Origin of the sequence: Marinobacter albus (assembly GCF_030238305.1) — a bacterium.
GTDB classification, from domain to species: domain Bacteria; phylum Pseudomonadota; class Gammaproteobacteria; order Pseudomonadales; family Oleiphilaceae; genus Marinobacter; species Marinobacter albus.
In genome coordinates this window covers 18737-32611 of sequence record NZ_JASSQD010000004.1, presented here as the reverse complement: position 1 = coordinate 32611, position 13875 = coordinate 18737, and the positions used below count along the sequence as shown (strand labels likewise).

Below are 13875 nucleotides of genomic sequence, written 5' to 3'. Positions count from 1 at the left end.
CCCTGGCCAGAGCCTTCATGTCGTCGGAACCCGAAACCACCACCGCGAAAAAATCCTTGCCGAAAGCGCCGGGTCTGTTGCGCTCCTCCGGGCTGGTCGGGGCTATGACCATGCTGTCCCGGGTGTTGGGTCTGGTCCGGGATATGGTGATTGCCCGTTATTTCGGTGCCGGTGCCGGGGCGGATGCGTTTTTTGTTGCCTTTAAGATCCCGAACTTCCTTCGTCGGCTGTTTGCGGAAGGGGCTTTCTCCCAGGCTTTTGTCCCGGTGCTATCGTCCTACAGGGAAGGGCAGTCAGTCTCTGAGGTTAAGCGCCTGGTGGACGCCGTAGCCGGCTCCTTGGGGCTGATCCTGCTGGCCGTCACTTTGGTTGCCATGCTGGGGTCGCCGGTGCTGACTGCCATCTTCGCGCCGGGCTTTCTGGACGATAACGTGAAGTTTGCGCTCACCAGTGACATGCTGCGCATCACCTTTCCTTATTTATTGCTGATCTCGCTAACGGCGTTCGCTGGCGGCATTCTTAACAGTTATGACCGGTTTGCGGTACCGGCCTTCACGCCAGTTCTGCTCAATCTGGCCATGATCGGTGCAGCCATCTATCTGACGCCGCTGATGGACGAGCCGGTGATGGCGTTGGCCTGGGGCGTATTCATTGCTGGTGCGTTGCAGCTGTTCTTCCAGATGCCTTTCCTGATGCGTCTGGGACTGATGCCGCGGCCACGAGTCGACTACCGGCATGAGGGTGTCAGCCGCATTCTGAAGCTGATGGCACCCGCCTTGTTCGGTGTCTCGGTCAGTCAGATTAACCTGCTGCTGGATACGGTGCTGGCGTCGTTCCTGCAAACGGGCAGCGTATCCTGGCTCTACTATTCCGACCGGCTGTCGGAATTGCCTTTGGGCGTCTTCGGGATCGCAATCGCCACGGTGATTCTGCCCAGCCTTTCCCGCAAGCATGCAGCGGACTCCGTCGACCAGTTCGCTGCCACTCTTGATTGGGCGGTTCGTGCGGTTCTGCTGATTGGCCTGCCCGCAGCCCTTGCTCTCGCTCTGCTGGCCGAGCCGCTTATCGCCACGCTGTTCCATTACGGGGAGGTGACGGATCGGGATGTGGTGATGTCGGCCCAGAGCCTGCGTGCGTATTCGGCGGGGCTTCTGGCATTCATGCTGATCAAGGTGTTGGCGCCGGGATTTTTCGCCCGCCAGGATACCCGCACGCCGGTGAAAATTGGCGTTATCGCCATGGTCGCCAACATGGTGTTGAACCTGATTCTGATTTTTCCGCTCGCCCATGCCGGATTGGCGCTGGCCACCTCGCTTTCGGCCTGGTTGAACGGGTTCCTGCTCTGGCGAGGGCTGCGCAAGGAGGGTGCGTGGCAAAGTCAGTCGGGCTGGCCGCGTTTCCTGATTCAGATTGGCGTTGCCAATCTCGCCCTGGCGCTCGTCATTCTCTGGCTCAAGGCACCGGTAAGCGATTGGCTTGCGGCGGGCGGCGTCCAGCGGGCGACCGACATGGCGCTGCTGGTGGGCGCGGGAGTGGCAGTCTATTTCCTGGCGCTGGCGGTGACTGGCGTGAGGGTAAGACATTTCCGCCAGAGGTAAGGTATAATCGCGCGTTTTCTCACCAGCGTTCCCCTGGCTCGACACTTCCTTGAACGTTTCACCGGGCGAGGCGGGGCGCTGAAAGCCAGCTGGCAACTGAAGGTTCGCATTGCATGCGTCTGATCCGAGGCCTGACTAACCTGACAACGCTGTCCCGTCGCGAGGCTCCACCCCTTGCCAATGGGTGTGTCGCGACCATCGGCAATTTCGATGGCGTACATATCGGGCACAGGACAATTCTGGAACAGGTTAAAGAAAAAGCGGCCGGTATGGGCCTGCCCTCTGTGGTCATGGTGTTCGAGCCCCAGCCCCGAGAGTTTTTTCAGGGTGCCGAGGCGCCTCCGAGGCTCATGTCCTTCAGGCAGAAGTTCGAGGCACTGACCGCAGCCGGCATTGATTACGTGCTCTGCCTGCATTTCAACGGCCGTTTCCGCCGTCTGACGAGCCGGGAATTCATCGATACGGTGCTGGTGAATGGTCTCGGTGTGCGACACCTCGTGGTGGGCGACGATTTTCGCTTCGGATGTGATCGAACCGGTGATTTCATGCTGTTGCGTGAGGTGGGTGAATCGCTTGGATTTACGGTGGAAAATACCCGGACGGTGACGATCGACGGCGAGCGCGTGAGCAGTACCCGGATTCGTGAACGGCTGCAGGCAGATCGGCTGGACGATGCCGAAGCGCTTCTTGGCCATTCCTACCGGATTCGGGGCCGCGTCGTGTATGGGCGTCAGCTTGGGCGTGAGATCGGCGCGCCAACGGCGAACATCCTGTTAAAGCGCATGGCGCCGCTGCAGGGAGTGTATGTGGTGAGCACCACCCTTGATGACGGTTCGGTGTATGACGGTGTTGCCAATATTGGTCTGCGGCCGACGGTAGATGGCAAACAGCCGGCCCTTGAAGTGCACCTGTTTGACTTTACTGGCACACTTTATGGCCGCCACATAGACGTCGTGTTCCGTCACGGGCTCCGTGACGAGATCAAATTTAGCTCCGTGGATGCCCTGAAGGAGCAGATTGCCCGTGACTTCAGCGATGCCCGGGCCTGGATCGCGGATAATGGATCCTCTCGGGCAGCACATTGAAAACCCGGGGCTGCGGCCCACAAATAACTGATTACTGACCCAAACTGACCAAAAGAGCACGCACACAGACCATGAGCGACTACAAGCACACCCTGAATCTGCCGGAAACCGCCTTCCCGATGCGCGGCAATCTGGCCAAGCGTGAGCCGGACATGCTCAAGCGCTGGCAGGATCTCGACGTATACGGCAACCTGCGCAAGCAGCGCGAAGGGCGGGAAAAATTCGTTCTCCATGATGGCCCTCCCTATGCCAACGGCAGCATTCACATTGGTCATGCGGTCAACAAGATTCTGAAGGACATGATCGTTAAGTCGCGCAACTTCATGGGCTACGATGCGCCCTATGTGCCGGGCTGGGACTGTCACGGTCTGCCCATTGAGCACAAAGTGGAGCAGGAAATCGGCAAGGCGGGCGTGAAAGTCGATTACAAGACCTTCCGCCAGGCCTGTCGCGACTATGCAACCAAACAGATTGCGGGTCAGAAAGAGGACTTCATTCGCCTGGGGGTCATGGGTGAGTGGGATAAGCCCTACCTGACCATGGATCCTAAAGTGGAAGCGGGCATTGTTCGTGCGCTCGGGAAAATTGTTGCCAAGGGCCACCTGGTTCGCGGGTATAAGCCGGTTTACTGGAGTGTGGTTGGTCAGTCCGCACTGGCGGAAGCCGAGGTGGAGTACCAGGACAAAACCTCGACCCAGATTGATGTGCGGTTTACCGCTGTCGATCAGGCGAAGGCGTTGGCCCTGTTTGGAACCAGCAAGGGTGAGGGGGACGTTTCCGTTGTTATCTGGACCACCACACCCTGGACCATCCCGGCCAACCAGGCGGTCTCCCTGAACGCCGAGTTTCAGTACGCTCTGGTGCAGGCCGACGTCGGGCAGGGGCCGGAGCGACTGATCCTGTCGGCGGACATGGTCGACGGCATTATGAGTCGCTGGGAAGTTGAAGGATATGAGGTGCTGGCCACCTGCGCCGGTGCGGACCTCGAACACCTGGCCCTGATGCATCCGTTCTACGACAAGCAGGTGCCGGTTATCCTGGGTGATCATGTGTCCACCGACGCCGGTACCGGGGCGGTCCATACTGCGCCCGATCACGGCATCGAAGATTTTGAGGTTGGTAAAGCCTATAACATCGACACTCTCAATCTGGTTCAGGCTGACGGCACCTACACCAGCGCTGCGGGCGAGTTGGCGGGCGTGCATGTGTACAAGGCCGATGAACCGGTCTGCTCCGCCCTGACGCGTGAGGGCAAGCTGGTGCGTTCCGAGAAGTTCCGGCACAGCTATCCCCATTGCTGGCGGACCAAGACCCCGCTGATCTACCGGGCTACCCCGCAATGGTTCATCAGCATGGACAAGCAACATCTGCGGGCAGACGCGCTCGAAGCCATCAAGGGTGTCCGCTGGGTGCCGGCCTGGGGCCAGAATCGCATTGAGGCCATGTTTCAGCAGTCTCCGGATTGGTGTATCTCACGCCAGCGGACCTGGGGCGTGCCGATCACGCTGTTCATCCACAAGGAAACCCAGGAGCTGCACCCGGATACCCAGGAACTGATCGAAAAAGTTGCCCAGGAGATCGAGGTGGGCGGTATCGATGCCTGGTACGACATTGAGCCGGCAACGTTTCTGGGCACCGACGCCGATCAGTACGAAAAAGTCACCGATACGCTGGATGTCTGGTTTGATTCCGGCGTAACCCATGAATCCGTGCTGCGGGCCCGTGAAGAGCTGGGTCAGTTCCCGGCGGACATGTACCTGGAAGGGTCGGATCAGCACCGTGGCTGGTTCCAGTCGTCTTTGAAGACTTCCATTGCCATGAACGGTGTGGCGCCATACAAGCAGGTCCTGACCCATGGTTTCACGGTGGATGGCAAAGGGCACAAGATGTCCAAGTCCCTCGGCAATGTGATTGCACCTCAGGAGGTCATGAACGAGCTGGGCGCTGACATCCTGCGGCTTTGGGTGGCGGCGACCGATTACAGTGGTGAGATGACTGTATCAAAGGACATTCTGCGTCAGACCGCCGATGGCTACCGCCGGATCCGCAATACCTCCCGCTTCCTGTTGAGCAACCTCAACGGGTTTGAGCCCGAGCAGCACATGGTGGCGCCGGAGGACATGATTGCCCTGGACCGCTGGATGGTGGACCGTGCGTTGCAGCTCCAGAATGAGCTGCATGAGGATTACCAGAACTACGCCTTCCTGCGCATCTATCAGAAGGTGTACAACTTCTGCGAGGCGACCCTGGGCGGTTTCTATCTGGATATCATCAAGGATCGCCAGTACACCACCCCTGCCGACAGCCTTCCGCGGCGTTCGTGCCAGACCGCGCTGTATCACGTTGCTGAGGCCCTGGTGCGCTGGATAGCCCCGATTCTCAGCTTTACCGCCGATGAAATCTGGCAGCATCTGCCGGGCCAGCGTGGTGATACCGTGTTCTATGAGACCTGGTACGACGGTCTTGCCGAGCTGCCGGAAACGGCCGAACTGGGCCGGGACTACTGGCGCGAGATCTACAGCGTCAAGGAAGCGGTCAACAAGTGTCTGGAAGAAGCCCGCGCCCGAGGCGAGATCAAAGGGTCGCTGAGCGCTGAAGTCACGCTCTTCTGTGAGGGTGACCTGGCCGCGAACCTCAAGCACCTGGGCCAGGAGCTCCGTTTTGTACTGATCACATCGGAGGCAAGGGTTAAGCCGGTATCCGAAGCGGGTGATGCTGAACTGACTGGCCACGAGGGATTGCGTGTTGCGGTAACGCCGGCAACCTACGCCAAGTGTGAGCGTTGCTGGCACCACCGCGAAGACGTCGGTCGTAATGAAAAATACGCGGACCTGTGCGCCCGTTGTGTGACCAACGTGGAAGGGCCTGGTGAAGCCCGCTCGTTTGCCTGATGGACGCGACAATGACTGAACCGGCAAGTGGGTCCAAGTTGAAGTGGCTGTGGCTGGCGGTGCTGGTGATCGTACTGGACCTCGGTACCAAGGCCCTGGCTACGGCCATGCTGACCTACGGCGACCCGGTGCCGGTGATCCCCATGTTCAATCTGACGCTGCTGCACAATACGGGTGCGGCCTTCAGCTTTTTGGCTCAGGCCGATGGCTGGCAGCGCTGGTTCTTTGTGGCGCTGGCTCTGGTGGTCAGCACCGTGTTGATTATCTGGCTGAGAAAACTTCAGCGTCATGAAACCTGGGCGGCCATCGCCATCGTACTGATTCTCGGTGGCGCCCTCGGCAACGTCTACGACCGTGTTGTTCATGGCTACGTTGTCGATTTCCTGCATTTTTACTGGCAGGACTGGCATTTCCCAGCCTTTAACCTGGCGGACACGGCCATAACCATCGGCGCCGCCATGATGATCCTTGATATGTTCCGCAAACCCGCTGACTCTGACGGGGATGCCGAAAGGAGTGACTAACGCTCATGAAAGAATTGCCTGTAGATAAGGGTACCCGTGTCAAGCTGCACTTCGCCCTGAAATTTCCCGATGGCGAAGTGATCGATTCCACGTTCGAAAAGGAGCCGGCCACGCTGGAGATTGGCGACGACAACCTGCCGGAGAACTTCGAAGCCTACCTGATGGGCATGAAGGCGGGAGACCGTGAAAGCTACGAGGTGCCACCTGAGAAGGCGTTTGGCCAGCATAACCCGAATAATCTCCAGACCTTCAAGCGCCACGAGTTCAGTGCCGATATGGTGCTCGAGCCCGGAGTGATGATCTCCTTTGCCGATGCCCGCCAGAGCGAGCTTCCGGGTGTTGTCAGCCGTGTCGAAGGTGATGAGGTGGAAGTGGACTTCAATCACCCGCTGGCGGGGCGTACACTGACCTTTGAAGTGGAGATTATTGACGTCGAGCCGGCAAAGCCGACGCACTGACGCAAGCACGGACCCATCAACACCAGCAGGAAGTTACCATGCAGATCCGACTCGCCAATCCTCGTGGCTTCTGTGCCGGCGTGGACCGAGCCATCGAAATCGTCAATCGTGCCCTGGATGTGTTTGGCGCGCCGATCTACGTGCGGCACGAGGTGGTTCACAACAAATTCGTGGTCGACAACCTGCGTAATCGCGGTGCTATCTTCGTGGATGAGCTGGACGAGGTGCCCGATGACAAGCTGGTGATCTTCAGCGCGCACGGCGTATCCCAGGCGGTGCAGAACGAGGCATCGCGTCGTGGCCTGAAAGTATTCGATGCGACTTGCCCTCTGGTGACCAAAGTACACCTGGAGGTCATGCGCTACAGTCGGGATGGCCGGGAGTGCATCCTGATCGGCCATCATGGCCATCCCGAAGTGGAGGGCACCATGGGGCAGTATGATCACAGCAATGGTGGTGACATCTATCTGGTGGAAGACGAGGCGGACGTCGCCAAACTGGAAGTCAAGGATGCCTCGCGCCTGTCCTACGTAACCCAGACGACCCTCTCTATGGATGATACCGCCCGGGTCATAGACTCCCTGCGAGAAAAATTTCCGCAGATCGAAGGGCCGCGTAAAGACGACATCTGCTATGCCACCCAGAACCGTCAGGATGCTGTGAAACAACTTGCCGGCGACTGCGACCTTATGCTGGTGGTAGGCTCACCCAACAGCTCCAACTCCAACCGGCTGCGTGAGCTGGCAGAGCGGATGGGAACGCCTGCCTACCTGATCGATGAAGCAGCGCAGATTGAGCCCCAGTGGCTGGACGGCAAAACGTCCATCGGTGTCACGGCCGGGGCGTCCGCACCAGAGGTGTTGGTGAATGATGTGATCTCACGCTTGCAGCAACTCGGCGGCAGCGTTCCGGAGGAGATTGCCGGGCGCGAGGAGAACATTGTGTTTTCCATGCCGAAAGAACTTCGGATTGATGTGGTGAATGTCAGTTGATGTCTGGCCGATTGTTTGTTGGATGTCCTAGCCAAAAGCCCTCCTGAAAGATAGCCCCGGTTTTTGTGATAGAAGTCACCATCATTGGTGTGGGGTAACCGTTTATCCTTTTATCGGTGCCGCTAATCGACTTGCGCTGGCGTATAGAGTGCATCGCCAATAACCTCTGGTCAGTCAGTAGTAGGGATGTTTTATGTCTGGAATCCGGCGTAGTTCAGGTTTTACTCTCGTTGAACTTCTTATCACCATTACCATCCTCGGGATTATCGCAACGTTTGCGGTGCCTTCCTTTCGGGAGATGGTGCTGAATAACCGTCTTGCTGCGCAAACCAATGAAGTCAGCAGTTTCATCAGCTATGCGCGGAGCGAGGCGTCAAAGCTGCGAGAGGGTGCCGTCACTATTTGTGCCTCCGCTGACAGTGCCTCCTGCAGTGGTAGCGCAGCGTGGGACAGCGGAGTGATTGTATTCCTTGATGAGGATGAGAGTGCATCACTAGACGCAGCTGACACTTTGCTCAAGGCAATCGGTCCCCTTGCTGGTGGAAACACGCTCCGCATCCTCGATATGACCAGTGATGGCGGCAACTACGTGCAGTTTGACCACAAGGGTTTCCCCGAAGCCTCGGCTACCAATAATGTGGCTGGCACCTTCGTTATTTGCGATGAGCGTGGGGCTGCAAATGCCCGCGCTGTTTCTATTAATTTCTCTGGCCAGACCCATTTGGCAAGGGATACCGACGGCAATGGTACTTTGAACGACCATGAAGGCAACGATATTACCTGTCCCTGATGGTGAGCTAAGGCATGAGTAAAGACAGAAGTCACAAACATCCGGTTTTTCATGTCGGGCCTGCTGCCCGATGCCAGAGCGGTTTCACGCTGATTGAAATCCTCATAACCGTGTTTATCCTGGCGATTGGTCTCCTGGGGCTGGCCGGACTCATTCTGGAGGGTATGCGTAACAACCAGGGCGCTTACCTCAGAACGCAGGCCAGCATACTTGCCTACGACATGGCTGACCGTATGCGTGCCAACAAGCCCAGGGCAGCAGATTACGCAGGCTTCACTACAGATGGAGCATCAACCGCGCTTCCCGCCTGCGCCAGTGATGCGGGTGGGTGCACTCCTGCCGGTCAGGCCCAGTTGGATTTGGTGGAGTGGACCCGCCAAATTGAGGGTGTTGGCAGCGATATGGCCCTTTTGCCAGGCGGGGTTGGCACGATACAGCATGATGCTGCCACCTCCCGATATACCATCACGGTGACGTGGGATGAAGTTGCTCGTCAGGGAGACGCGGGCGAGACCATTGCTGGCGACAGCTCTTACTCCGTGCGATTTTCATTATGAGGTACAACATGAAAGGGGCAACTGACGTAAGGTTAATCGCCAAATTGAGGAAGACTCAGAGTGGCCTTTCTCTTGTGGAGCTGATGATCGCTCTTGCGCTCAGCGCCACTCTCATCTTCGGCATATTTACTGTCTACCTGGATTCCAGTCGAACCTCCCGGGTCGGCACCTCGCTTGCCCGAACTCAGGAAGCCGCCAGGATAGCGACTGACATAATGACCCGTGACATGCGAATGGTGGGTTTTCAAGGTTGCGCCGATCCGGATGACGTAACCTTGAACATCATTGCGAACAACCCTCCGACATCCGATTTTTTCGAGACGACTCTTCGAGGCTGGGAAGTTACTGATGGGGCCTGGGCGGATGGTACCGAATTCGACGGTACGACCGTTGAGTCGGGAGCTGTCGTGGGCAGTGATGTGATTTCAGTCCAGCGCGGGGAGTCCATGGCGATCGAGCTGTCTGGAAATATGACTGCGGCGAACGCCAACGTTCAGGTTAAGGGTGATGATGTTGTGAGGTTTGCCCAGAATGACATCGTGATGATATCGGATTGCGAAGCTGCAGACCTGTTTCGCATTTCAAGCAAACCGTCCTCTGACACGTGGGCCCACGCAAATAATGTAAACAGTACCAACCGCTTGAGTCAGGAATACACGGATTCCGCGCGCATCATGCGTTTCTCTTCCTCTGTTTATTTCGTTGCTGATACCGGAAGAAATGATTCCCAAGGCAACGACATTCTTGCCTTATACCGACAAGTCAACAATCTCGACGGAAGTCTGCTTCAGCCCGAGGAAATTGTTGAAGGCGTGGAGAATCTACAGGTCGAATACGGCGAACTGCTAGCCACCAATAATGTTCGTTACCGCCCAGCAGACGAGGTCGGAGATATGGCCAATGTAGTCGCTCTCAGAATCGGGATGCTGATCAGTAACGCTGACCCTGTCCGGGATAATGACGACACTTCGGATTACGCGCTTCCAGGTGAGGTTATTACCGAAGCTAGCGGTGGGGGTACGGTCACGCACCCGGAAGATCGTCGTCTTCGTCGAACATTTGTATCGACAGTAATGCTTCGTAATCGTGACTGATGGACCGATTGGTGGTGATCAAATGATAAGTAAACACAAGAATTCTTTGTCAATGTCCAGGGAGCGTGGGGCCACGCTTATCGTTTCCCTGATCGTTCTGTTGGTGCTGACGCTGATCGGCGTTGCGGGAATGAATACCTCGGTCATGCAGGAGCGGATGGCGGTTAATTCCCAGAATTCAAACAGGGCGTTCCAGGCGGCAGAAAGTACCGTCAGGTCGTTGATGGACGATGTTTATGCAAATGACCTTACGGTGCTGCGCCAATCGATGCAAAATTCCTCGGGGAAGAGCGACCGTACCAACATCACCATTGATCCGGGGAACGGTGTTAGCGGGAGCTATCAGGCTCGTTATCTCGGCGAGGTCATCATTACCAGCGGCAGCTCCATGGACGCAAATGAGAGCTCCAACCAGTTGAAGGGCTTTCGCTACGAGCTGGAAGGTGAGGCAAGCGTGGCCAACACCGGGGCATCGGCACGAGTGTTCAAGGGTATCGAATACTATTGATTTCAGAAATTAGGGGGAGTGACCCCTGGGGGCAAAGATGAGCAAAGTCTGGATGTATTCCGTGGCGGGATTAAAAGCGGGCATCGTTGCGCTGCTGATGACCGTGGGCGTGGTGGCATTGGCCAAGGAACCATCCGGCCAGTTAATCGACTCTCCCTACGTAGCGATGGAAGCGAGGGCAATCGAGTTGATAGTTAACGCCGGCGGCGATGTGGTTGGCATCAAGGGAAAAGGCTGTCCCGGTTGTCCTTCCGGTACTATTCTGCCGGCGCGGGGCCTGGTGGTTGAGGCGGCAGGGGGGCGTCGGCTTGATGGTAAAGAGATGACCAGCCTGAATGGAATGCCCGGAGTCATTCATATATATGAGCCCACCGGTATGGCACATCGTGTGTCATTCCCGGGTGTTCTTTATCCTGGAGGTGATGAGCAATGAAAGCGCGCATCAATATCCGTCTGATCGTTGCAGTGGCGGCAACAGTTTTTTCCGCCACGATGACAAGCCCTCTTCAGGCCGACGACACTGAAATCTTCTTCACTCCGCCGGGAACCTCTCAGATCGTAAAGCCGAATATCATGTTCATCATAGATAATTCAGGCAGCATGGGTACCAAGGTGGGGGGCAGCGACACCGAAACACGCATGAGTGTTGTTCAGACCGTCACCAAGAACCTCATCGACAAGATGCAAGATGTGAACATCGGGGTGATGAGGTTCAACATCGACACGAGGTGTGATACCAACGACAACTGTTATCGTGAGACGGAAAGCGGTGGTCACATCCTCTCTGCCCCCGTGGATGTGGTCGACAATGCAACCACCTTGAAGGGGCTCATCGAAGGGCTTACTCCTGTGGGTAATACCCCGCTGGCTGAAACTCTTGCCGAGACCGCCCGCTATTTCCGAGGGGATGCCCCGTCTTACGACGATGCTCCGATCGATTCGGTCGTCAACACGACAGGTGACTCCTATGTTTCGCCGGTAACTTACCAGTGTCAGAAAAACTATGCTGTTTTTCTGACCGACGGTGCCCCCACGGCAGATGACACCGATACCGCCATCGGAAAGTATATTGGCAAATCGTGTGGTGATGGGAACACGGCGGACTCGAATGGGAGCTGTCTAGACGAGGTTGCCGGCTTCCTGGCAGATAAGGATCTCAGTGATTCTCTGGACGGCGATCAGTACGTGATTACGCACACAGTTGGCTTCACTCAGGGGCAGGCGCTATTGTCGGATGCCGCCGAAGCTGGTGATGGAAGTTATTACCTGGCTAATGATCAGGTCGGGCTCGAAGCAGCTTTCGACAAGATTTACCAGGCTGTGAAGGCTCAAGGCACCACCTATGTCTCGCCCGGCGTGGCGATTAACACCTTTGACCGATTAAACCATTTGAATACCCTCTATTACGCTCTTTTCCGTTCGGATAAGGGCGCCGTCTGGGATGGTAACCTGAAGCGTTATAAGCTGGATGTCCGTCAGGACAGCTCAGGCAAGAACGTTGCGGTCATTGTGGATGTCAATGATAACCCTGCGATCGACAACACAACGGGCTTTTTTAAAGAGACAGCAAAGAGCTGGTGGAGCCCTGATGTTGACGGCCCTGATGTGAGCCTGGGCGGAGCCGCGTCCCAACTGCCTGCAGTTACTTCCGAAAGAAAAGTCTATTCAAACCTGGCATCCAACAAAGCGGATCTGACCGACACGGGAAATCGGGTCGTGACCACGAATACCAATTTGACGAAAGCGGATTTCGGCGACAGCACCATCGCGGATGCCGAGTTCGAAAAGGTTATTCAATGGACGCGTGGTGTCGATGTTAATGACGAGGATGGAGACTCGGATACAAGCGATGCCCGAAAGCTGCTTGCAGATCCTCTCCATTCTGTTCCACAGCTGGTTATTTATGACGCCACAGCCAACCCTCAGGTTACGACTATTTACTACAGCGATAACCAGGGGTTCATTCACGGTGTGGATGGCGATAGCGGTGACAGTCACTTCTCGTTTATTCCCCGTGAATTGCTAAAAAATCAAAGGTCTATGATGAGCAGCACCGAAAATTCCAGCAAGATTTATGGCATGGATGGGTCGGTCGTCAAATGGGTACACGATGATAACTTTGATGGAGCCATCAAAGCGGCAGATGACGACTTCGCCCGCATTTTTTCCGGGATGCGCCGTGGTGGCAGAAGTTACTATGCGCTGGATGTGACCAGTCCCTCTTCGCCTAAACTGATGTGGTCAATTACCGGTGGAGCAAATGCCACAACCGGATTCGAGGAGTTGGCCCAAACCTGGTCCACGCCGGTGAAAACTAAAATCCAGATTGGCAATTCTGTTGAGGACGTTCTGATTTTCGGGGGGGGCTACGATCCAGATCAGGATGATGTAACGACCCGTACCGCCGACGATGAAGGTCGAGCCTTGTATATCGTGGATGCGGAGACGGGTTCGCTTATCTGGTGGGCTGGCCCATCTAACAGTGGGGCTGATCTGGAATTGGCCCAGATGCAGTACAGCATTCCCGCCTCCCCCAAAGCTTTGGATGTGAATGGAGACGGTTTGGTAGACCAGATTTATGTTGGCGATATGGGCGGTCAGATTTTCCGCTTCGACCTTGGTGACTCCACCCAAGGTAACAGTTTGGTCGTCACGGGGGCTCCAATCGCGGATCTGGCCGATTCCACAGAAGCGGGCAACCGTCGTTTCTATCACACCCCCGATCTGTTCGGCGTCAAAATCGGAGGCCAGCGCTATTTTGGTCTGGTAATTGGCTCTGGTTATCAGGCTCACCCGTTGAGCACGTCGATTTCAGAACGTTTGTATATGCTGAAAATTGAAGCTGTTGGTTCAGCCCCAATTGATCCGAGTGATCCCAATGAAGAAAGGATTCTTTATCCAGACCCCGTCACCGAGGGCGATTTGTATGATGCAACGGATAACACCATTCAAGAGGGATCTACGGAGACAGCGCGTAATGAGGCTGCTACAGCCCTGGCAGGCAGCAAGGGCTGGTATATTCGGCTGGAGAATGCGGGAGAAAAGGTTCTGTCCGAAAGCACCACGATCAATAACGAAATTTACGTGACAACCTACGAACCCAAGGCTAGCGATAACCCCTGTCTGCCTCCGACAGGGACCTCACGGCTTTATCATATCTCGGCGCTGGATGGCAGAGCAGTTCATAATTATGACGGACTGAATGGCGACGATGCATTGACGAAGAATGACCGATACCAGGAACTCACCACAGCCGGACTGCCGCCGACCCCCCAGAGGATGAGGGTTGAGGACACCGACGTGATCTGTATTGGTACCGAGTGTAAGACCATCGACCCAGTCAAGGGTGTTGTAGAAACCTATTGGTATGAGGATTAA

12 protein-coding genes are annotated in these 13875 nt (G+C 56.3%); all 12 read left to right on the top strand.

The genetic code is table 11. The features are described from left to right. Positions 1–17 precede the first annotated feature (17 nt). The 12 genes from murJ to QQF73_RS17865 all read left to right on the top strand — a co-directional run bounded on the left by murJ (position 18) and on the right by QQF73_RS17865 (position 13875). Entirely contained in the window at positions 18–1598 is a 1581-nt protein-coding gene (murJ, locus tag QQF73_RS17920; protein ID WP_219868817.1) for a murein biosynthesis integral membrane protein MurJ, read from the top strand. 113 nt (positions 1599–1711) lie between these two features. Beyond that, positions 1712–2683, top strand: a complete 972-nt coding sequence (ribF, locus tag QQF73_RS17915; protein ID WP_285369045.1) for a bifunctional riboflavin kinase/FAD synthetase — start codon at positions 1712–1714, stop codon at positions 2681–2683. A gap of 71 nt (positions 2684–2754) precedes the next feature. Then, positions 2755–5574 (top strand): isoleucine--tRNA ligase, encoded by a 2820-nt coding sequence (gene ileS / locus QQF73_RS17910; protein ID WP_219868819.1) that lies wholly within the window; start codon positions 2755–2757, stop codon positions 5572–5574. Further along, complete coding sequence (gene lspA / locus QQF73_RS17905; protein WP_219868820.1) at positions 5574–6098, top strand: signal peptidase II; 525 nt, start codon at positions 5574–5576, stop codon at positions 6096–6098. Before ileS ends, lspA begins: the two co-directional genes overlap by 1 nt. A gap of 5 nt (positions 6099–6103) precedes the next feature. Further along, complete coding sequence (fkpB, locus tag QQF73_RS17900) at positions 6104–6556, top strand: FKBP-type peptidyl-prolyl cis-trans isomerase (protein ID WP_219868821.1); 453 nt, start codon at positions 6104–6106, stop codon at positions 6554–6556. Between the two features lie 38 nt (positions 6557–6594). Next, complete coding sequence (gene ispH / locus QQF73_RS17895; RefSeq protein WP_219868822.1) at positions 6595–7548, top strand: 4-hydroxy-3-methylbut-2-enyl diphosphate reductase; 954 nt, start codon at positions 6595–6597, stop codon at positions 7546–7548. Between the two features lie 193 nt (positions 7549–7741). Continuing rightward, positions 7742–8338, top strand: coding sequence for a GspH/FimT family pseudopilin (locus tag QQF73_RS17890; RefSeq protein ID WP_219868823.1), 597 nt, complete (start codon positions 7742–7744; stop codon positions 8336–8338). Between the two features lie 14 nt (positions 8339–8352). Beyond that, positions 8353–8895, top strand: a complete 543-nt coding sequence (gene pilV / locus QQF73_RS17885; protein ID WP_219868824.1) for a type IV pilus modification protein PilV — start codon at positions 8353–8355, stop codon at positions 8893–8895. 8 nt (positions 8896–8903) lie between these two features. Further along, positions 8904–9989 carry a PilW family protein gene (locus QQF73_RS17880; RefSeq protein ID WP_219868825.1) on the top strand — a complete coding sequence of 362 codons (1086 nt, stop codon included), beginning with the start codon at positions 8904–8906 and terminating at the stop codon, positions 9987–9989. A 52-nt stretch (positions 9990–10041) separates the two neighbouring features. Beyond that, positions 10042–10497 carry a pilus assembly PilX family protein gene (locus QQF73_RS17875; RefSeq protein ID WP_219868826.1) on the top strand — a complete coding sequence of 152 codons (456 nt, stop codon included), beginning with the start codon at positions 10042–10044 and terminating at the stop codon, positions 10495–10497. A 37-nt stretch (positions 10498–10534) separates the two neighbouring features. Next, positions 10535–10930, top strand: a complete 396-nt coding sequence (locus tag QQF73_RS17870; protein WP_219868827.1) for a hypothetical protein — start codon at positions 10535–10537, stop codon at positions 10928–10930. Then, the gene (locus tag QQF73_RS17865) at positions 10927–13875 is read left to right on the top strand and encodes a pilus assembly protein (protein ID WP_285369044.1); all 2949 of its coding nucleotides are present in this window, start codon (positions 10927–10929) and stop codon (positions 13873–13875) included. Before QQF73_RS17870 ends, QQF73_RS17865 begins: the two co-directional genes overlap by 4 nt.